The sequence below is a fragment of the Myxococcus sp. CA039A genome (assembly GCF_013336645.1).
Lineage (GTDB): Bacteria > Myxococcota > Myxococcia > Myxococcales > Myxococcaceae > Myxococcus > Myxococcus llanfairpwllgwyngyllgogerychwyrndrobwllllantysiliogogogochensis.
Window position 1 is genome coordinate 1 of the sequence record NZ_JABUMQ010000033.1, and the last position, 20,512, is coordinate 20,512.

General features: G+C 67.5%; 14 protein-coding genes. 7 read left to right on the forward strand and 7 right to left on the reverse strand.

Annotation, left to right across the window (positions count from 1 at the left end):
- The coding region (locus HR086_RS07915; RefSeq protein WP_217441719.1) for a hypothetical protein at nt 1-2,330 on the forward strand (2,330 nt) is incomplete at its 5' end.
- Nucleotides 2,331-2,580: 250 nt separating this feature from the next.
- Here HR086_RS07915 and HR086_RS07920 read toward each other — a convergent pair.
- Both HR086_RS07920 and HR086_RS07925 read right to left on the reverse strand, forming a co-directional pair.
- Nucleotides 2,581-3,540, reverse strand: coding sequence for a hypothetical protein (locus HR086_RS07920; RefSeq protein WP_174465278.1), 960 nt, complete (start codon nt 3,538-3,540; stop codon nt 2,581-2,583).
- 231 nt (nt 3,541-3,771) lie between these two features.
- Nucleotides 3,772-6,159 (reverse strand): tandem-95 repeat protein, encoded by a 2,388-nt coding sequence (locus HR086_RS07925; RefSeq protein WP_254626238.1) that lies wholly within the window; start codon nt 6,157-6,159, stop codon nt 3,772-3,774.
- Nucleotides 6,160-6,485: 326 nt separating this feature from the next.
- On the opposite strand from HR086_RS07925, the gene HR086_RS07930 reads away from it, so the two are divergent.
- Both HR086_RS07930 and HR086_RS07935 read left to right on the forward strand, forming a co-directional pair.
- Nucleotides 6,486-7,658 (forward strand): serine hydrolase, encoded by a 1,173-nt coding sequence (locus HR086_RS07930; protein WP_174465280.1) that lies wholly within the window; start codon nt 6,486-6,488, stop codon nt 7,656-7,658.
- Between the two features lie 166 nt (nt 7,659-7,824).
- The gene (locus tag HR086_RS07935) at nt 7,825-9,510 is read left to right on the forward strand and encodes a DUF4082 domain-containing protein (RefSeq protein WP_174465281.1); all 1,686 of its coding nucleotides are present in this window, start codon (nt 7,825-7,827) and stop codon (nt 9,508-9,510) included.
- A 31-nt stretch (nt 9,511-9,541) separates the two neighbouring features.
- Here HR086_RS07935 and HR086_RS07940 read toward each other — a convergent pair whose 3' ends face one another.
- The 5 genes from HR086_RS07940 to HR086_RS48375 form a co-directional block, all read right to left on the reverse strand.
- Entirely contained in the window at nt 9,542-10,822 is a 1,281-nt protein-coding gene (locus HR086_RS07940; RefSeq protein WP_174465282.1) for a hypothetical protein, read from the reverse strand.
- Nucleotides 10,822-12,366 carry a caspase family protein gene (locus HR086_RS07945; RefSeq protein ID WP_174465283.1) on the reverse strand — a complete coding sequence of 515 codons (1,545 nt, stop codon included), beginning with the start codon at nt 12,364-12,366 and terminating at the stop codon, nt 10,822-10,824. The genes HR086_RS07940 and HR086_RS07945 overlap by 1 nt, the downstream gene beginning before the upstream one ends.
- Nucleotides 12,363-13,067, reverse strand: a complete 705-nt coding sequence (locus HR086_RS07950) for a DUF4384 domain-containing protein (protein ID WP_174465284.1) — start codon at nt 13,065-13,067, stop codon at nt 12,363-12,365. The genes HR086_RS07945 and HR086_RS07950 overlap by 4 nt, the downstream gene beginning before the upstream one ends.
- Nucleotides 13,064-13,549 (reverse strand): RNA polymerase sigma factor, encoded by a 486-nt coding sequence (locus HR086_RS07955; protein WP_174465285.1) that lies wholly within the window; start codon nt 13,547-13,549, stop codon nt 13,064-13,066. Before HR086_RS07955 ends, HR086_RS07950 begins: the two co-directional genes overlap by 4 nt.
- Before the next feature lie 325 nt (nt 13,550-13,874).
- Complete coding sequence (locus tag HR086_RS48375; protein WP_254614836.1) at nt 13,875-14,372, reverse strand: hypothetical protein; 498 nt, start codon at nt 14,370-14,372, stop codon at nt 13,875-13,877.
- A gap of 237 nt (nt 14,373-14,609) precedes the next feature.
- Between HR086_RS48375 and HR086_RS07965 the strand changes: the two genes are divergently transcribed.
- The 4 genes from HR086_RS07965 to HR086_RS07980 all read left to right on the forward strand — a co-directional run bounded on the left by HR086_RS07965 (nt 14,610) and on the right by HR086_RS07980 (nt 20,486).
- Nucleotides 14,610-15,638: a hypothetical protein gene (locus HR086_RS07965; RefSeq protein ID WP_174458697.1), complete on the forward strand. Its 1,029-nt coding sequence runs from the start codon at nt 14,610-14,612 to the stop codon at nt 15,636-15,638.
- A 292-nt stretch (nt 15,639-15,930) separates the two neighbouring features.
- The gene (locus HR086_RS07970; protein ID WP_373564272.1) at nt 15,931-18,048 is read left to right on the forward strand and encodes a di-heme oxidoredictase family protein; all 2,118 of its coding nucleotides are present in this window, start codon (nt 15,931-15,933) and stop codon (nt 18,046-18,048) included.
- 34 nt (nt 18,049-18,082) lie between these two features.
- A complete protein-coding gene (locus HR086_RS07975; protein WP_174458695.1) occupies nt 18,083-18,736 on the forward strand; it encodes a glutathione S-transferase family protein in 654 nt (217 codons plus the stop codon).
- A gap of 322 nt (nt 18,737-19,058) precedes the next feature.
- Nucleotides 19,059-20,486, forward strand: coding sequence for a tetratricopeptide repeat protein (locus HR086_RS07980; protein WP_174458694.1), 1,428 nt, complete (start codon nt 19,059-19,061; stop codon nt 20,484-20,486).
- Nucleotides 20,487-20,512: the final 26 nt, after the last annotated feature.

The window sequence follows — 20,512 nt, forward strand, 5'->3', positions numbered from 1 at the left end:
CCCCGGCTGCGCCCCCTCCGGAAGCGGCGCCTGTCAATCAGGCCACCCCTCCGGCCGGCGCGACCGTGGGGACCCCCTTCAAGGACGAGTTCACGCCGCCGGCGCAAGACACGACGCACGTGGCACCGCCTCCTCCTCCACCGCCTCCCGTCGAAGCGCAGGCGCAGCAGGATGCCGCTTCAGTCGCGGACGTCTACCGGTCCAGTAACGCTGGCGAGGCTGCGAAGAAGCTGGAGTCCCTGGTGGCGAGCCGCCCGGGGGACAAGGCCTACGCGGACGCGCTCCTCAAGGCGTCGGACGCGACGCTCCAGAAAATCGGAGGGGACCTGGGGTACATCGCCGACAAGGAGAAGAAGGACGACAAGTCCAAGGCCACCGTGCGCGACAGCCTGTCCGCGCTGGGCCGTGTGGCGGATGCCGCGGGGCCGGATGGAGTGAAGGTCATCTCCCAGCGCCTCGCTGAGGGGCTGCCGAACGAGAAGGACCTGGGCCAGTTCGACGACACCCTGAAGTCACTCACGAATGATTGCCAGTGCAGGGTGCTCACCGATGGTCTGGTCCAGGCGCTCGCGCCCATCAAGCCCAAGGCGGTCGAGGGGTTGAGCGAGCTGACCCAGCAGGCCAAGGACGGGGTCTCCCAGGCCCGAGGGGACTACGACAAGGCACTCGAGAAGAAGACCCAGGCGGAGGCGAGGCTGAACGAGGACCTCGCCCGGTTCGGCGCGGCGCTGGCGCCCGAGCAACTGGAGGCCTACAAGAACGAGTACCGCGCGAAGCACAAGGACGTCTACGACGCGGAGACGCAGGCTGCCGACAAGCTCGCCTCGACGTTGGAGTCGTCCCGGGGCTCGTTGGAGACGCTCGCCGTCGCCGGAGACGAGAAGGCCATCAAGGAGCTGTACGACGGCTACCAGTCACTGGCGAAGAGCGGCCAGCACGCGGATGACGCCATCCGCTGGGTGGGCAACATCAGCCAGCTCCCCCTGGATCAGAACCCCGTCATGAGGACGCTCCAGTCCGCGAAGGGCAAGGACTTCGAGACCAAGCTCCAAGATGACATCCTCACTCCCGCCCTCCCCAACGCCCAGGCCGAAATCCTGGGCAAGGATCGCCCCGCCGCGCCGGGGACGAAGGACGACGACCCCGCCGCCATCGAGGCGGATAGCAAGGCCGCGTCGGAGGAGCTGACCTCGCTCCTCGTCCCTCTGCGGGACGCGAAGGCGCTCGCCGCGATTCCCGGCGCCGTCAAGGATTTCCAGACCGCGTTGGGCACGGCCGTCAACCACCGCAACTACGACACGCTGGCCAACAACTTCCTCACCAACTGGAAGGACCAGAACGGCTTCATGAAGGCTCTGGGAATCGCGGGCGTGGTGCAGTCGGGCTTCGGCGCAGTGAGCGCCTTCCAGGATGGGAAGTATCCGGACGCCATCATCAAGTCCGCCGCGTTCGCCAATAGCGGCCTGGAGGTGACGGCGGGCGTCCTGAACACCATGAGCAGCGCCAGGCCCTTTGCCCACAACGCGGCCAAGTTCGCGGCGCGCATGGCGCCGGGTGTGGGGCTCGCGCTCAATGGTCTCCAGATGAGCAAGGACGTGGAGAAGCTCAAGGACAACAAGGGCGACCCTGGCGCGTGGATGCAGGTGATGGGAACGGGAATCTCGCTGGCGGGCAATGCCCTCCAGTTCGTCCCCGTGCTGGGCACCGCGGCGGGAGCCGTCATCAGTGGCGTTGGCGCGGGAATCCACCTCCTCGGTGGCATGGTCAGCGGGCTCTTCTCCGGGGATGACTCGAAGAAGGAACTGAAGGAGGAGCGGACCGCGCTGGTCCAGAAGGCCGCCCAGATCGATGAGAGCGCCGCGAAGAACATCGTCGAGGCGGGCAGCGAGGACCACGAGCGGTTGATCAACGCGGGACTGACGCCGAAGGACATCCAGAACCTGGCGGGGTCGACCGACCCCAAGGTGGACCTCAATTCCACCGCCACGGCCGCATACGCGAAGGCCGCCCAGGCGTTCGGACTCAAGGACCCTCAGGCGCTCACGCAGCTCATCAAGCAGGCCCAGGGCAACCCCCAGGACCCGCTCACGATGATCGTGACGAACACGATGAACGATACCTCCCTTGAGTTCCCGCGGATGAGCGACGGCAAGGACTGGTACAACCAGCAGGACTGGAAGGACCTGGGGCAGAAGTTCCGCGACGACCTGCTCAAGAAGCTGGACGGGACAAAAGTAAAGGGAGGCAAGGAACTCGCGGACCTCCTCCGGAAGGGGGACCCCTCCCAGGCGGACGTCCGCGTCATGTTCTCGAACTTCTCGGTCGTTTGAGCGGTCGAGGCGTCACCCCGCCAGGGTGAGGATGACCGACGCGGCCGTGCGCCGTGTCGGTCCGTGGTTCACGACCTCGATGTTGTTTCCATCCGGGACCAATACGAAGGCCGCATAGGAGCCCGGGTGGGCGCTGTGTTCGCCCGGGCCGCCCTGGTCCCTGCTCCTGAATGATGTCTCCTGACGGTGACCGCGCTGGTCCCTCCGAGCCCCGTTGTCCGGATGCCGTGCTCACCCGCCTTGACGCGCTTCATAAGAACTGTTGCACGCCCTGCGGCACGATGGTGTGTACGGCGCGCTGCATCGGTGCTCCTAGCGCGGTGAAGCCCCCGGGGTGCTTTTGAACCGCGAAGTGCCAGTGGTCATTGTCGTCCCGCCATCCCGCGATGAAGGCGATGCCTGGATTGGGGACGAGCGCGGGGTTGTCGCCGTAGCAGTACCGGCCATGCATCGCGGGGAGTGGGCCGCCGAGCGCCGTGATGGGGACGGCGGCCACCGGCGGCACGCCGGCGAAGCCGGGCAGCGCATCGGGGCGCAGGGCCACCGACCGCACATTCGTGCCCGCGCCCATCCGGGCCGTGTAGAAGGCGCGCTCCGCGCTGAGCCTCCGGGCATCAATGTTGACGCCGCCAGCGAGCGCTGCCCCGCCCCAGGCTGCGGGTGCGTTGACCCCAGGATCCCAGGCAATGTGTGTCACCCAGACGTTGGCCGGCCCCGCGCCGCCCGCGGGCGTGGCGACGCAGAACGTGCAGCCGCTGAACATGGCGGTGAAGAAGAACCTGACGTGCGGGTCATTCAGATGCAGTTCGTTCGCGCCCTGCGTCGCCCAGGGTAGCCAGTATGCGGTGTATTGGCGGGTCCACCGCCCCACGGGATTCGCGACGCGGGCGAGCCCGACCTTCATCACCTGCAGCGCCGCGTAATTGGCAGCCGCGTTGGTGAAGGCCAGGCCGGCCGGTGCCGCTGCTCCCAGTGCCTGGCCAAAGGTCTGTCCCGCGGGAATGTTGCCGCCAAAGGCTCCCGCGACGAAGTCAAACGTGAGCACCATCGGTTCCGGGCGGGCATAGACGTTGTCGACCGCCCAGCCCCCCTGACCCAGGTCCATCACGCAATGGCAGGTCGGGCAGGGCTGGGCCGGCAGCGTGACCATGATGAGCCGATTCATGAAACCGAGCGGGTCTGCCTTGAACCTCTTGTTGAGTTCATGCACGCGGCTGTTCCTCCGAAGTGGGCAGGAGTGCAGTGCAATGCACAGTCCAACATGGCGCAAGGCTGTGTTCGCCCGGTGATGCGCTGCGTGGAGGAGCGATTGCGTCCTCGTGGGACGCGGTTTCGTCCCTCCGGAACGCCGCTCGAAGGCGTGGTCCCACTCACGGCGAACTGGATGCGCGCCTCCCGAAGTCCCTGGGAGGCGCGCATCCGTGACTCGGTGGCTTCAGCTTCAGTAGACCACTACCGAGGCGTAGACACTGGTGCCGTTCGTATAGGCCACCAGGGCGCCGCCGTTCGACGGGAGCGCCGCGACCGCTGGCACGGCGCCCGCTCCCACCGTTCTGACATCCGTGGCCAGAATCAGGGTGGCCCCCACGAGCATTCGGTCCAACTGGATGTCGCCCGTCCCCCGCTGGGAGGCGATGTACGCGTTGCCGAGCGCGTCCGCGTCAATCGCCCTAGAAGGAGCGGACGTGACGTCCGTGGGGAGGCCCGGCACCTGGGTGCTCGTCCCCGGCGCGGACATGGGGATGACGTCCACGTTGTTGTCCCCGTTGGTGCCCGTGGCGTAGATGAAGCCGTTGGAGCCCGTCCAGTCCGAGAAGAAAGCCTGCCCCGGCGGGGAGCTCAGCGGGCCGAAGCTGGTCCCCTGGTCGCTGCTGCCGCTGATGTGGAAGGCGGGGGAGTCACTCACCGAGAAGACATCTCCGCTGACCTTGTCCACGAGGACGTCGAAGTAGGCATTGGGCTGATTCACGTCCGTCACGCTGAAGTCGTTCGCGCCTCGCGCGAAGTTCCGGAGGACGCGCACCCCGGCGCTGCCTCGCGAGACGGAGATGTAGAGGGCGTCGCCCCTGGAATCCATACTGATGCTGGGGTTGGCCGCGGTGCTGATGGTTCGCGGCGCCTCCCAGCTTGCTCCCGCGTCGACGGTCCGGGTGAACAGCACCACGCCCGGGCTCGCCGTCGCCGCGACGTACGCGACTCCCGTGGGGCCGCCTTCAATCGCGACCTCCGCCGCGTTGGTGATTCCCAGGGAAGTGGGCTCCACCCAGGTGAGGCCACGGTCCACGCTCACGCTGACATGGACCTCGCCACCACACCGCATGATGACGTAGAAGCGCCCCAGTGCATCCACCGCCGCCTTGCGCCCCATGTTCGAGTTGGCCGTGGTGCAGTTCAGCGTCCCGCTGATGAGCGTGGGGGGCACATTCGAGAAGGCATCCAGTTGGCACGTGGCGTCGCAGCCATCCCCTGGGGTCGTGCCGCCATCATCGCACTGCTCTCCCGTGGCGCTGTCGACCAGGCCGTCGCCGCACACCTCCACGCCCTGGCAGTCCGCCCGGCAGCCATCCCCCGCGACGCGGTTGCCGTCGTCACACACCTCACCTGAATCGGTGTTGCCGTCGCCGCAGAAGGGCGGAGGCCTGACGGTGATGTTGACCGTGGCGGTATTGGAGGTCAGTGCGCCGTCGCTGGCCGTGAAGGTGAACGAGTCCTCCCCATGGAAGTCCACGGCCGGCGTGTAGAGCAACTGGGCGCCCGTCCCAGACAGGGTTCCGTGAGAGGGAGGAACGGTCACCGTGTACGTGAGCGCGTCCCCGTCCACGTCCGTGGCCGCCAACGTGATGGGCGTCGACGTGTTGTAGCTCACCGTCACCGAGGCGGAGGCAGCCACGGGCGCGTCATTGACTGGCGTCACCGTCACCGAGACGGTGGCCGTTGCCTGCTCCTCGCCGTCGGAGACCGTGACCTGGAGGGTGTCCTCTCCGGCGAAGTTCGCGTTCGGGGTGTACGTCACCGTCGCGCCCGTGCCTGTGAGCGTGCCGTTGCTCGGCGAGGTGTAGGAGAACACCAGCGCGTCGCCATCCGGGTCCGCCGCGGGGATGGTGATGTTCACCGAGGTGTCCTCGGGGGTGGTCGTGTGGACGTCCTCGACCGTGGGCGCTGAGTTGTTGTCGCAGACGCTCGGCTGTCCCGTGCAGGTGTAGCCCGGCTCCACCTTGCAGACGCTGCTGCAGCCGTCTCCAGAGAGCTGATTGCCGTCGTCACAGATTTCGACCCCACCAATCACCCCATCACCACAGATGGGCCGCAGCGACGTCTCCACCGCGTCCACCAGGTAGAGCGCGAGCACCGCGCCCCTCAGTCGCACGTAGCGATAGGGCTGGTTCCCCGGGTACGTCGCCACCGCGACATGCGTCCCCAGGCCCAGCTCCACCAGGTGCAACGAACTGGAGCCAATGAACGTCCCATCCGCCTTCAGGAAGTCCACCTGGGCCACCAGCGCCAATGACAGACCCTGGTAGTAGACGCGCAGGTCGCCGTTGCCTTCCTCTCCCTGGCCCAGGTCCAGGACCAGCGCCGAGTTGAGCAAGCCCAGCAGTGTCGCCGCCTGCCCGTCCGGAGCGCCCAGCGCCGCGCTCGCGTTGAGCACCGTCGCCGTGGTGCCGGACGCCACCGCATCCGCATACGGGTCCCACGCCAACAAGGCGTCCAGACGCTCACTCGTCAGCGCCCCATCCTCCGGAAGACGAACCTTCTCCTCCAACGGCTCCACGCCACACGCCCCCAGCGACAAGGCCAGCGCAAGGCCCAGCCCCCACGACCACGGCATACCAGGACGGCTTCGCATCGAGTGTCTTCCCCCGAGGAGCAGGATGGAGCCCGGAATGGACCGTCCCCCCCATGGAATGAACGACACCTCTCCTTGCCCGCAACGGCTCTGCGCGCAACACCTTGATGGCCGGCGTCCTCAGACCACCAGCCGACAAGCGCTCGAGGACGATGGACACAATGTCCATGACATGCATTTGCCTGCCTCCGCGCGGCGCCGCCCCACGTGCACTCCGGCGACGCTGTGAGACGTTGGGCGACGGGCACCCCACGCTCCGCGCCGGCTACCGCATCCTCTTCTCCGGACCCCCCTTCGGAGGAACGCTCATGCGTGCCGTGCTCCTGCTGACCCTCATCCTTCCGCTGTCCCTCGCCCAGGCCCAGGGCCTCCAGGCCAGGCCAGGCCCCCTCGCCGTGCCGGCCGTCGCGGCGCCGCCGTTCGCCCAGGTCATCGAGCGCGAAGTGCCGGCCCTCATGAAAGAAGCCCGTATCCCAGGCGCGGCGGTGGGGCTGATTGCCGGAGGCAAGCTGGTCTACGCCAAGGGCTTCGGCTTCGCGGACCACGCGGGCAAGGTGCCGGTGACCCCCGACACGGTGTTCAGCGCCGCCTCCCTGGCGAAGCCGGTCGCCAGCTGGGTGGCGATGCGTCTGGCCGAGCAGGGCCGCGTGCAGTTGGATAAGCCCGTGGCCGATATGCTGTCGCCGTGGCCGCTGGCGCAGAGCCAGTTCGACCATCGACTCATCACAATCCGTCGCCTGCTGTCGCACACCGCGGGCACGACCTTGGGTGGGTATCAGGGGTGGCTCGACTTCAAGGAGCTGCCGAGCCTGGAGGAGTCGCTGGCCGGCAAGACGAATGGACGCGGCGCGGTGGAGCTGTTCGCACCGGTCGGTGCGAAACTCCAGTACTCCGGCGGCGGCTACACCCTGATGCAACTGGCCATCGAGCGGACCACGAAGCGCAAGTATTCAGACCTGGCGCGTGAGCTGGTGTTCCGGCCGCTGGGCATGAAACACAGCAGCGTCGCGATGACGCCGGAGGTGCTGGCCGTCGCGGCGCAGGGACACGGCGACGATGGTGCGCCGGTGCCGATGCGCTACTACGTCGAGCAGGCGCCGTCGACCTTGACCACCAACGTCCGCGACTTCGCCCGCTGGATGATTGCCGGCATGACGAACACCGCCGGCGCGCATCCACTGAGCCAGGCGCAACTGGCCCAGCTGTATACCCCCGCGGAACTGAGCACGCCGCGCGCGCCCGATGCGCCGGCCTACGGCCTGGGCCACTTCATCGAACGCCTCGGTGATGGCAGCACCGCCGTCGGTCATGATGGACGCAACCAGGCCGGCTTCCGCGCCTACTTCTTGATGCGTCCGCAATCCGGCGACGGCATCGTCTTCTTCAGCAACTCCCGCAGCGGCGTGGCTTTGGACCGCATCGTCTGCCTGTGGGGCGCCGACGTGGCCAAGGTCGATGCGGCGACGACCTGCAAGAAATAGCGTCGCGTTCTATCAGGTGCCTGGAGCTGCCTGGTTTTTCGCGGGGCAGCTTTCAGGGACTTTCACCGACAGAAAGGTGCCAGGGCTTTTTCGTGCGCTTCGGGTTCCCATGAATCGCGGCTCGCGCATTAGCCGCCCGAAAAGAAATCCTTCGGAGGCAGTGCCCATGAGAGTTCGGAGTCTTGCAGCGGTCCTTTTCATCGTGTTGTCCGCCTGTTCCGCCGGCACCGTGGACGATTCCCCGCGCCAGGAGTCGCTCGCCGGTGAGCACCAGGCCCTCGAGGCGGGCGAGGTTTCGCTCTTCCTCGACTCGGCGCGCCCCACCATCGCGATGGACAGCGATACCGGTGCGGTGGAGCTGGGGATGAAGTTCCGCGTGTCCGTTCCGGGCACGGTCCGTGGCGTGCGCTTCTTCAAGGGAGGGGCCCAGAATGCCGGTCCGCACCGCGTGAGTCTGTGGAACCGGGCGGGCGCGAAGCTCGCGGAGGCGACCTCCTCGAGCGAGACGACGACGGGTTGGCAGACGGTGCGCTTTGCTTCCCCCATCACCGTCATCGCGGGGACCACCTATGTCGTGTCGTACTACGCGGCGGCCGGACGGTATGGCGCCACCGTGGGTGGCTTCAACACGGAGAAGTCACGCGGCCCCATCCGGGGACTCGCATCGGGCGTGGACGGGGTCAACGGCGTCTATCGCTATGGCGGCGGCTTTCCGACGCAGGGCTACCAGAACACCGACTACGCCGTGGATGTGGTCTTCCTTCCGGACAGCACCGAGCCCTCGCCGGATACCCAGGCGCCGACCGCCCCCTCGGGACTCGTCGCGTCCGCGGCGTCCGCGAGCGCCATCAACCTGGGCTGGAATGCCTCCACGGACAATGTCGGCGTCGCGGCCTACGACGTCTTCCGCGATGGCGTTAAAATCGCCTCCACGTCGAGCCGCACCTACTCGGACACGGGCCTCACGGCGGCCACGGCCTACAGCTACCTGGTGAAGGCGCGTGATGCCGCGGGCAATCTCAGCGCCGACTCGAACGCCGTCACGGCGACGACCGGCTCCAGCCCACCGGCCGGCGGCTTTCCGAACGCGAGCAATACGGGCGTGCCGGCGGGAACGCAGCTCACGCCCTACACCGGAGCGTGCTCCATCACCGTGGCCAACACGCTCATCGACTCCAAGACGGTGAACTGCGACCTCACCATCCGCGCGGCGGGCGTCATCATCCGCAACTCGAAGATCAACGGGAGTGTCTCCACCGACGAGAACTCCACCGGCTTCTCCTTCACGCTCACCGACTCCCACGTCGACGCGGGTGACCGCATCGTCACGGGAGTAGGCGCCGTGAACTTCACCGCCGTTCGCGTGCACGTGCAGGGTGGCAATCGCTCCATCCACTGCTGGCACGACTGCGAGATTCGCGACTCCTACGTCCATGGCCAGATGACGGACGAGACGGGCACCGCGCACGAGTCCGGCATCCGGATGGGCCGGAATGTCACGCTCCGGCACAACACCATCATCTGCGACGCGCCGGACGTGCCGCCCGACGCGGGCTGTTCGGCGGCGCTCACCGGCTATGGCGACTTCGCTCCGGTGGAGAACAACCTGGTGGAGAACAACTTCTTCCCCGGCACGACGGGCGGCTTCTGCGCCTATGGCGGGTCGTCCCAGGGCAAGCCGTACTCGGGCGCGACGAACAACATCCGCTTCATCGGCAATGTCTTCGGTCGCGGTCAGAGCGGGCGCTGCGGCTGGTACGGGGCCATCACCAGCTTCGACACCTCGGAGCCGGGGAACGTCTGGTCCAACAACACCTGGGAGGACGGAACGGTCCTTCCTCCGTCGAACTAGCGAGCAGCGTCAGGGCGGCATCCCGGAGGTCTCAATCGTGTCGCTCGATGGGGACCTCCACGCCCGTGGCCTCCCAGACGTTGCCCTCGGCGGACAGCTGCGTCTGGGTGCTCACGAGCACGGCGCAGTCGTAGACCGTCCGGGCGCCGAAGACGTTGTTGCGCACCACCATGCCTTGAAGGCTTGTGCCGCCCGCATGTCCCAGGTTCACGATGCAACTGCCGCGGTCGAGCCGGTTGCGTTCTACCCTCACGTCGCGCGTGGGCCCCACTTGCTGGTTCACGAAGACCGCCGCGCCGATGTCTTCCCCCGGGCCATGCACGTTGCTGTCGTAGATGCCGATGTCTCGCCCCTCGAAGATGCTGATGCCGTACTGGGCGCCCACCGGGTCCAGTGCGTGGATCCACGAGGACTCCACCCGAGCGCCGGACCGCAGGCCCATCCCCACCACCACCCCATGCACGTCGAGCCGGCGCGCGGTGAAGCCTCCTCCCACCACGCCCCACTGGAGCGTCGAGGACTCCTCGGCGAAGACCTCGATGTCCTCCAGCAGGACGCCCGTCGCCCCTGAGACGTTGATGATGCCGTCAATCTCGCGGGGTACCGGCGCGTGCACGACACACCGGCGTACGGTGCCGTCGTTCGCGCGGATGATGAGTCGACCGTGGATGTCCCGGTCCTCGAGCACGGCCCCCGGCGTGTCCAGCACGACGTCTCCCTCATGCCGGACCAGGGTCGCGCCCGGGGGGACGCCGGTATTCCGCGGGCCGGGAAGGCCCGGGTTGGCCCGGCAGGAGACGTTGGCGGGACAGGACTTGCACGCGCCGTCCTCGCACCGGAAGCCATCCGCGCATTCGATGGGTTCGGAGCACAGGGGCTGCGCGAGCCCGAGGTCCTCGAGCGCGGAGAGCTGGCCGAAGCTCCGCGTCCCTTCGCTCCAGGAACCGGCCATCGGGGCCGGGAGGCCATCCCGGGTCATCCGGACAAGCGCGGCGGGGCCACGGTGGCCCGGGGCCGACTCGGCGCGCATCTCCACCCGCGCGGGGACGGCGAGCGTCCGCATGGAAGGCTCCAGGGCATAAGCCACCCCCACCGACCAGCTCCGCACCCCCAGCTCCCGGAGTGAGACGGTCTCCTCGCTCTCGAGTGCTCCCGGCGGAAGGGTCACCCGGAGGCGACCATCGCGGGAGGTGACGGTGCCGCCTTCGCGCCCGATGACACGCACGTCGGGCCGCCCGCGTGCATCGAAGAGGCCTTCACCACACGCGCACGCGAAGAGGCCCAGGGCCACGACGAGGAGGACGTCACGCATCAGAGTCGGAAGCCCAGGCCGGTGACGGCTTCGACCGCGGGCCGAAGGACCACGCGGTCATTCAGCCTGAACGAGGCGAGCTGTGCCTCCACCTCCGAGAACCAGGAGACCCGGCCCCCGAGGGGCAGCGCATGGGAGAGCACCGCCCCCACGCGTCCGCGGAACGCCGTCCCTTCCGACGTGCTCGCCACCGACTGCCGGACCGCATCCGCACCCAGCCGGCCACCGGCTTCGAGCCCCCGGACAGGAAGCCTCCAGAGCCACGCGACATCCCCGCCCAGGCTCCGGAGCGCATAGGGCAGCCCGGCATCCTGGCCCCGGCCGTCCTGGTATCTCGCGCGGAGCCGCAGCGTCTGGGATGTCCCCATCGCGACGTCCCCTCCCAGCACCAGCGCGGGCGCAAGTCCCATGCCCCGAAGTGGCGGCGTGTTGAGACCGACCGCGGCGAACAACTCCAGCTCCCGTCCGACGGCCTCGCCTCCCTTCTCTCCGCGCTCGGCGAAAGGCCGCTGCGTCAGCGTGACGGTCGTGGCCGTCCGCTCCTCCCCGCGCACGAGTGCGAAGGCGCCGGTCCGGACATCGTCCGCGGTCGTGCGAATCAGCCGGTAGCTTCCGGCACGCAGCGCGAGCTGCCGTGGCTTCACCGGGTCCTCTCGGAGCTCCAGCACCTCGCCGAGCCCCTCGTCGCGCACGACGAGCCAGCGTCTGTCGGGCTCCGTCCCCGGAGCGAAGACGAGACGCGCGTCCGCGTGGCGCAGCTCGGTGAGCACGAGTTCTCCCTTTCCCTTCAGGTCCAGGGCATACGTCGGGCGCTGCGCGACTCCGGAGACCTCGGCCGTGTGGGAGACGGTCTTCGCATAGGCATAGCGATAGGCTTCCTGGAGCGTGATGCGACTGTCTCCATCGGCGTCCGCGGCGCCGCGAAGCCCGGCCGTCAGGTGGTGCGTGAAGAAGCTCCCGCGCAGCTCCGCGCTCTCGAGCGCGTTCTCCCCTGGACCCGAGGACGCGAGAATCGCGGTCCCATCCGGGGACTCGTCGCTCGTGACGTCGAGCGCGAAGCCACCGGGAAGGGCCTTCGCCCCCTTCGGGGTGATGAGCCCTCCGGACCTGCACGCATCCACGAAAGCCAGTCGCACGTGCGCACGCGAGGCCCCGAGCAGCTTCCTCAGCTCGGCGAAGGAGAGGCTCTCGCTTCCCAGCTCCAGGCCTTGCTCCGTGGCATGCCCGGACCAGTAGAGGAGCAGCAGGTTTCGCCGCGAGGAGTGGCGGGCCGCTTCGGCGATGCGCTGTTCAAGCGCTCGCACCTCCGCGAGCAGCCGCGCGCGAGTGGGCTGATGAAGCACGCGCACGTCCTCGCCGTGAAAGCCCCCGAGCTCCTTCAGCGTGTCCGCGAAGCGCGAGGCATCCGCCTCCGCGAAGCGGAGCCGCGCGTGGCCCGGTGCGCCCACGTTGCCGCCGACCGCGAGAGCAAAGCGCCGTTCGGGCAACTGGGCGTTCGCGGAGGCCGCGAAGAGGTACGCGAGGAGCAACGCAAGCCGGCTCATGGCGCGCCGCGCTCGAGCAACACCGTGGCGGTACGAGCGCCGGGGATGTGAACCGCCGTGGGGTCTCGCACCGGGCTCCCCTGGAGGGCCTGCTCCACGACGGCCCAGCTCAGGGGCTCCCGCGACATCACCGCCCAGATCCGCTCCGGGCCTTCAGCCGCATCGAGCACCGCGCTGCCCGGAAGCAGCTGTGTCCCGTCCACCGCGAGTGGTGTCGTCCCTTCCGCGGGCACGAGGCGGGAGACGGCGCCCGTCGAGTCGACGGAGGCAATCCAGACAAAGGCCGCCGCGCCCGGCGCGACCTGGAAGCGGAGCGCCTCTCCTGGTCGCACCCGCTCGCCCTGGGTCGCGGCTCGCGGCGCTCCCTGCCCTCCGATGTAGACGGTGAGCTCCTCGCCCTTGGTCGCATAGAGCGGGGACTCCGGGGGAGGGGAGCGGAGGAAGAACAGGGCGGCCGCGGCGAGGGCGGCCGCCGGCAGCAGTGGCGCCCATCGCGGCAGAGGCCGGGACCTGGCCTGGGTCTTCGCCATCCAGCGAGGGTTCTCGAGGGCGAACGCGCGCGAGGCCTCCTCGGCGGACCGCTCCCAGGTCTGGCAATGGGCGCACCCGGCGATGTGCCGGGCAGTGGCGGGATTCGCGTGGAGCAGATGCTCCTCGAGCGCGAGGTCGCTCGGGCACTGCGCCGTCCGTGCCGCGTTCATTCGAAGACCCCTCGGCGGGCGTTCGCCAGGAAGAGCTGGATGCGCTTGCCGACCGTCTTGCGCGAGAGGCTGAGGAGCTCGGCGGCCTCCTCCTGGGAGTGGCCATCGACGAGCACGAGCCACGCGACCATGCGCTCGTGCTCCGTGGCGCAGGAGAGCGCCTTGAGCGCCATCTGCCGGTCGGCCACCTCCGCGAAGCTGTCCGTGGGCGCGGGCGCGTCGTGGTTCAGCTCCGCCCCGCTCGCCGTCTCCCAGGCATCGTCGCGCAGTTGGGCGAAACACACCCGTGTCGCGACGACGTAGACCCAGCGCAGCTGTTCGGGCTCCGGAGGAAGCCGGGAGCGATGACGCACCAACTGCATGTAGACCTTCTGACAGGCGTCCGCGGCCTCATCTGGGTTGCGCAGGATCTTCAGACACCGGCGGTAGATGGCCGGTCCCAGTCTGCGGCAGACCTCACTGAGGGCATCACCGTCGCGCATCAGGGAAATCCGATGAGGGGGAGGACATCTACCGCTGCGACACCGAGCGTACACCCAGCCTCCGAACGGCGGAAGACGGAGCGGCAGGGGCGGTTCAGCGCGCCGCGGTGCCGCCATCCGGGTTGGAGCCGGGGAGGTTGATGCCGAGCGCGTTCGCGAGGAGTGAGGGCGTCGCATCCCCCGGCAAGACGGAGGTGAGCCTCCCTCCCGCCCGGCGCTGACTCGCGCTCCTTCAGTGGGGGGAAGGCGGCTCGCCGTGAGCATCGATCACCGTCGTGATGCGCGTTTTGACGCACTCATGCAGGGTGGCCGAGCTTCTCCCTCTTCATGGGACGGTCCATCGTCCACGTTCGCCACGAAGATGGGCCTTTGCCGTTTCTACCGTGTCGCCGCGAGAGGCCCTGCTTCTCAGCTTGAGTTTATCGCTTTTGCTCAGGTCTCTCCAAGGCTCGAACATGTGTGAGGTTCGCGACTGCCAGAGAACAACGCCCCTCCAGCCACCTCTCAGCGACTGCTCGTGAAGAAATGAATCAAGCTTCTGAGTGAGTGATATGGGTTTCAGCTCTTTGCTGAGAAGAAAGTCGAGGATCGCAGGTTGTCTTGATTGAACGGCTCTGACGATGGAGGTCGCGACGACGACTGTGCGCTGGTTTGGAAAGGCATGCTTTGAGAGCATGGACTTGACGTCACTCAGCCGGCCTTCGTCCACGGCCTGGTATACTTTCTTGGCGACTTGCTTTTCGCGTGCGTTCGTGACGAGCCAGAGCGAGACCAATCCCGCGAAGGGTAGAAGAATCAAGAGCCAGTTAGTCCGCGTCTCCATGAGTTCAGCATATCGTTCGGCTGAGAGGGGCTGACAGAAAATGGGGGCACACCACGCCCTCCGGGCCCACGCCGGCGCTCGACCGACCACATGTGCCGACAAGGCCTGGACGCCCCGAGGGGACAGGCCCAGGGCGTAGCCACCAGCGGAGCAAACTTTCATGATGGACCAGGCAGGCCACATGGCCCCGCGACTCATCGCGGGGGCGCGGGCCTGGCGCCTGAACGAGGACAGACCGTGGAATCCCGAGACCTCTCCGCACCCGCCTGGTCGGCGTTCAAATCCTGGCTGCTCAAGCTGCCCGGCGTCCCCATCTCCCGCCTCCGGCTCCTGACTGGCGGCTGTCCGGCGGAAGAGCTGCCCGCGCTCGCGAAGGAACTCAAGCGCGTGCGGACCGACTTCAAGAAGCGCCCCAATGAGGTCTCTGCCCCCGCGGATGAGGGACTCCGGAAGGACTACGCGGCGCTGGGTGTGCCCTGGTCCGCGTGGAGCGAGGTGGCGAGCGAGGTCCAGCGCGACCTGAAGCGCAAACGGTACGCGCGCTGGACGGGGGCTGATGCGCTCGAGTTCCCGGAGGGGCCTTGCACCGCGGACCTGGTGACCGTCTTGTTGTTCGGAGGCGTGGAGCAGGCACGACCCCATCTGCTGCGCCGCGCTTCGCTCGCCGCGGGCTCGCTGGAGGCGCTGTGGTGCCGGTGGCTCGCGGGTGAGCCGCTCGAACCCGAGACGCTGCGCGCGTTCGCGGGGGCTCCGGAGCAACTCGCCGAACCCCTCTACACCCCAGGCATCGAAGAAGTGCTGCCGCTGTTCTTCGTCGAGCCGGACATCGCACGCGCCGAGCGGGCGCTGGAGGTTGCCTCGGCGAAGTTGGGCTCGTCCCGGGCGCAACCGTTGATGGACTTCCTGCGCTCCCTTCTCGGACTGTGGCGTCAGGACACTTCGGTGGAGGAGGTGGGGGCGCGCTTCGATACGAGTGTCGCGACCCTCTCGCCCTCCGAGGTCGCCCAGCTGAGCGCGCCCGCCTATCTGTATGGCCGATACATCGAGGCACTCCCTCCGCACGTGCTGCTGGAGCGGGTGGGCTCGCGTCTGGAACGCATCGCCGTGCCTGCCCGGGTCGCGGATGTCCAGCCCGTCATGGAGGCCCTCGCCGCGCTTGAGGAGTTGACGGCCCTGGGCCTGGGCCTCCGCGTGGAGCAGCGGCCCGGGAATGTTCTGCTCTCCGCGCAGGAGCCGGAGGCTGGGGGAGGGGACGAGTTCCTGTAGCGCTGGTGTATGGGCGATGTGCGTCATCCAGACGGATGACGCCAGGGCGCGCCCGAGCAAGCCGCTCGATTATCTCATTCCACACAGACGCCATATACATGGCGAGTTAAGCTCGAAATCAGTCTATTCCCGCTTTTGATGCGATAGACTTCATGGCATGAGAGAACCTTCCAGCACACGAGCGGCGGCTTGGAGTCTGGCCATCATGGGGGTGTTCATCGGCGCCTGCGGGAACGCGCCCCAAGCTGAGCGCGATGAAGCTCAGCCCGCGCCTTCCTCGATGCCGGCATCCATGCTCTCGGTGGTCCCGCTCTTCGACTCCAGCACCCCGCTGGAACCCGCGGTCGTGGTGGATACGCCGACGGCGCTCATCACCCGCCTCGCGGACCGGTCGCGTGATCGCCACGCCCGTGAATCTCAGTTCCAAAGCTACGAGCACTACCTGCCGCTGTACTTCGAATACCGCACCCACGGCATTGAGATCATCGACAGGGTCGCCAAGGGGGGCGGCGACATCACCGTCAACATCACCACGCTCTGGCCCTTGGACACGCCGGACTTCCGCGCGTTCTACCAGGGGCAGGCGGTGCTCTCTCAGTATTGGTTCAACGTGGACATGACGCAGGTGGATCCACTGCGCTACACGGCCACCATCAATTACAATGCGAAGGAGAACCGGCGGATCCAGGTGGGCGACCGCATGGAGATTGAAATCAGCCCGTTCCTGCTCCCTCCCGTCGTGGGACGCGCCAACTATTACGGGACGGCGTTCCTCTACATCGTGGGCCAGGGCGGCATGGTGCCCTGGGAAGGAAGGGGCTCGAACCTGGACTCGTTTCCCCTGCCGGAGACAGCCTGGCTGGGGGGGCGCACGACGCTTGGCTACAGCTACTCGAACGAGCCGGCGCACCTGTTCAAGCAGATGGCGACGAACACGGCGCCAGGGAACGCCCAGCCATTCGTCGAGGGGCGGCGCCTGCATCACACCGACTTCAGCGATGGCTCCCACTCGGAGGCTGGCAACCCAAGCCTCACCGCGCAGCAGAACAAGCTCGGGCCCTCCTATATCGGTCGCAGCTGCGTGGCCTGCCACACCAACAATGGCCGCGGGCTTCCTCCCGGCCCGGCGACGTCCGTGTATACCTTGCGGTTCTATGTGAATGACGCGCCCTGGGCGGACCTTCACTACAAGCTCAACGGAGGCGCCCAGCAGAGCTTCCGGATGGCGCATGACAGCTCCAACGCGAACACCCATCTCCTCAAGAACATCCCGGCGGGCACGGCCGTCCAGTACCACTTCACCATCGGCAACACCTCGGGGGGGCTGAGCACGACGTCCCCGGTGAGCTTCACGGTGAACGGCGGTGGTGCCAGTGGAGGGAATCCTGGCCACGTCGTCCTCGCGCCTCCTCTCCTCTATACCGTCAGAGTGGGAGCGGTCGGCACCACCGTGACGGCGCATCCTGCACTGGGGTGGGTCCTGCAACCGCAGAGCACCAACGGGAGCCCCGAGGGCAACGTGAGCATCTCGGGCTGGGCGGTGACGGGCGGCACGTTCGGTGATGGCACGGGCTATCAGTTGCGGCGCCCCCTCTACAGCTTCACGGGGCCCGTTCCCACGTACCATTCGGCCCGAATCACTCCGCCCCTGGTCGGGATGGGACTCTTGGAGGCGCTCGATGAGACCATGATTGCCAGCCTCGCCGACCCCAACGACGCCAATGCCGACGGCATCTCGGGTCGCATGCAGACCGTGGTTGATCCACAGACGGGCCAGCCGCGCATGGGGCGCTTCGGTTGGAAGGCGGGCAAAGCGAGGCTCAGGCATCAGATCGCGAGCGCGCTCAATGTCGATCTTGGCGTCACCACGTCTGTCTTCCCGGTTCCGGATTGCGGCTCGGGACAGACCTGTGTCGGAGCAAGCACCGAGTTGGCTGACGCGGACCTGGATAAGATGGTTCGCTACGTCGCCCTGCTCGGGGTCCCCGCGCGCCGCAATCTCAATGACGCTGTGGCGCTTCAAGGGGAGGGCCTCTTCGGCAGCGTGGGCTGTGCCCGGTGCCACGTCGCGACGTTGGCGACCAGCCCGTATCACCCCCACACCGAGCTGCGCAGCCAGGTGATTCGTCCCTACACCGACATGCTGTTGCATGACATGGGACCGGGGCTGGCGGACAACCTCCCCGAGGAGGGGGCCACGGGAGCGGAGTGGCGCACGCCACCCCTTTGGGGCATTGGCTTGACGGCTGGCGTCAGCGGCGGGGAGGCCTATCTGCATGACGGCCGTGCTCGCAGCCTCTCCGAGGCCATCCTGTGGCACGGTGGAGAGGCTGAGTCCTCCAAGGAGGCCTTCCGCACCCTGGGCGGCTCCCAGAGGGCGGCCCTGCTCAAGTTCATCCAGTCACTCTGACGGGAGTGATATTGGTGAGGGCAAGGAGCAGGACATGACCATCACCATCACCGCCTTTGAACGCTCACCTGATCGCGGCAACGGATTGGCGCGGGACATGCGGGTGCGCTGGGCGCTGGAAGAGGTGGGCCAGCCCTACGACGTCCGTCTGCTGTCGTTCGAGGCGATGAAGGAGCCCGCGCACAAGTCGCTGCATCCGTTCGGTCAGATTCCGACCTATGAGGAGGGCGATCTCGCCTTGTTCGAGTCCGGCGCGATTGTCTTCCACATCGCGGAGCGCCATGCCGGCCTGCTGCCGGAAGACGCGAATGGCCGGGCGGGCGTGATTGCGTGGATGTTCGCGGCGCTCAATACGGTCGAGCCGCCCATCTTCGACCGCAGTCTGGTGATGATTCTCGAGCGCGACCAGCCCTGGTACGAGCATCGCCTGCGCGCGCTGGACACCCTCATCCGGAAACGGCTGGATGATCTCTCCGCGTTTCTCGGCGACGCGGACTGGCTAGGCGGCGCCTTCAGCGCGGCCGACATCCTCATGGTGACGGTCCTGCGCAGACTGCAGACGTCGGGCATTCTCGAGGCGTATCCGAACCTCGCCGCCTATATCGCCCGCGCCGAAGCGCGGCCCGCCTACAAGCGTGCGTTCGCCGCGCAACGAGCGGTGTTCAACGCCGCCCCGCGGACCGCGTGACGGCACGGGCCCGCGCCGGGTCAGGGCTGCAGCGCCAGTCGAAGCGCGTCGATGAACCCGGGCCTGGGGTCGTTGACGGGACGGTTCTGGTCGTCCTCCGGCTCCTGCGCCCACTTCCTTCTGCGTCTTGAATAATCCCTCGCCCTTGTCGTCCAGGACGGCGCGCAGGTCGCTGTAGCCGTACTTGCCCTCTTGCTTGAGCTTCTCCATCGCGGTGACCACCTGGTCGCCCGAGACGCCGTGGCTCAACCTCAGCGACACGAACCGCTGCGTTCCGGACTTCGCGCGAAGGCAGTGCGAGAACTACAGTCACAGACGGCCCATGCTTTCATTCCTCCTGCCACTCCTTGTCGCCATCGCGCCCGCGACCTCCCCGGAGATTTCGTCGGCGAACCTCAAGAAGACCCCCGCCTTCCAGGACTGGCGCGGCGGACGCTTCCTCTTGGAGGAACTCTGGGTCGAACTCCCGGAGGCCGGACTTCGCGTGGGCTACTTCGTCGTCCCCAGCCCACGGACCCGCGAGTCCTCGGATACTCCTCCGTTCCATGACGCCTTCTTCGTGGTGGACCCACGCACGGGGCAGCCCGTTGCCCCGGCCGTGGTACGAACGAGTCAGCCCCTCAATGGCTGTCCGGAGATGGGCAAGGTCTCTCGGCTTACCCCCGAGCCCGAGAGCGCGACCTCCGCCGCGGTCCGTTTTGGCAATGGTGCTCAGCGGTGTCTGCTCCGGCTACGGCGCGTGAAGGAGGCCTGGGTCGTCTCCCTCTTCCCGGATGAGGCCCGCTCCCCCGTGGAGACCTTCCCAGCGGCGGCTGCCGCCCTGGAGAAGGTGCTGGGTCCCCGGGACGGAGGGGCTCATAAGCTCAATTGGTCCTACCTTCCCAACTCCCGCTGGCTGCTCGCCGCGTCCCAGAAGGAGTGCGGCCTGTGGGTCGTCGACAGCCTCACCTCCGAGGTGAACGCCACCGCCAGCGAGGCGATGACCCGGGAGCTCTGCGGGTGTCTCGATGAGACCATCTCCTTCGGAGAAACGGAGTTCGAACTCCCCCAGACGGTGTACTCCATGAGCTGGACGGGCGGAGGCACCGCGCTTCCGACCTGTGATTGCACGTTCGCGCAGACGGGCGAGGCTGGCGTCAAGTGCTCGGCGTACATGGGGCGCGAATACTCCCTCCCGGAGTTCGAGGAGATGGCAGAGGACGGAAGGCTGACGAAGAAGTGGGAGGACGAGAACCTGAATGAGTTGGAGGATTTCCGTCGCACCCACCAGGGCCTGCTCGCCGCGAACGAGGAGGCACTCACTCAGTGGAGAGCGGGGCAGCAGAAGGCGGCGCTCGCGGCGTGGACCACGCTGTACCGGACATGGCTCGAGAGCGGCCGGCTCACCATTGAGGGCACCCTGGCCGCGATCACCGTGGAGGACGCCAGCCTGAGGAAGCAGATGAACCAGCAGTTGAATGCGACCATCGACCTCCGGGCGGAGATCCTCAACAACCTCGGCTTCGCGCTGTGGTCCCAGAAGGAGTGGTCACAGGCCGAGGCCGTCCTCGACGAATGCCTGGCGCTGCTCACCGAGACGGGCCACGAGCGCAACGTGCTCCACCTGAATCGGGGCGATTTGTTTCGGGACATGGGGAAGGGACCTGAGGCCATCAAGGCCTATCGGTCCTTCCTGCAGCGCAAGGGCACCGCGGCTCAACGCAAGCACGCGGAGCGAGAATTGCGGAAGCTGGAGCCGGGTTCGAAATGACAGTCTGGATGCCGGGACTCACGTCT

Coding starts and splice junctions, on each gene's coding strand:
- HR086_RS07925 (WP_254626238.1), bottom strand. CDS start 6,159: ATGCCGTGGTCGTGGGGGCTGGGCCTTGCGCTGGCCTTGTCGCTGGGG.
- HR086_RS07930 (WP_174465280.1), top strand. CDS start 6,486: ATGCGTGCCGTGCTCCTGCTGACCCTCATCCTTCCGCTGTCCCTCGCC.
- HR086_RS07935 (WP_174465281.1), top strand. CDS start 7,825: ATGAGAGTTCGGAGTCTTGCAGCGGTCCTTTTCATCGTGTTGTCCGCC.
- HR086_RS07940 (WP_174465282.1), bottom strand. CDS start 10,822: ATGCGTGACGTCCTCCTCGTCGTGGCCCTGGGCCTCTTCGCGTGCGCG.
- HR086_RS07945 (WP_174465283.1), bottom strand. CDS start 12,366: ATGAGCCGGCTTGCGTTGCTCCTCGCGTACCTCTTCGCGGCCTCCGCG.
- HR086_RS07950 (WP_174465284.1), bottom strand. CDS start 13,067: ATGAACGCGGCACGGACGGCGCAGTGCCCGAGCGACCTCGCGCTCGAG.
- HR086_RS07955 (WP_174465285.1), bottom strand. CDS start 13,549: ATGCGCGACGGTGATGCCCTCAGTGAGGTCTGCCGCAGACTGGGACCG.
- HR086_RS48375 (WP_254614836.1), bottom strand. CDS start 14,372: ATGGAGACGCGGACTAACTGGCTCTTGATTCTTCTACCCTTCGCGGGA.
- HR086_RS07970 (WP_373564272.1), top strand. CDS start 15,931: ATGCTCTCGGTGGTCCCGCTCTTCGACTCCAGCACCCCGCTGGAACCC.
- HR086_RS07975 (WP_174458695.1), top strand. CDS start 18,083: ATGACCATCACCATCACCGCCTTTGAACGCTCACCTGATCGCGGCAAC.
- HR086_RS07980 (WP_174458694.1), top strand. CDS start 19,059: ATGCTTTCATTCCTCCTGCCACTCCTTGTCGCCATCGCGCCCGCGACC.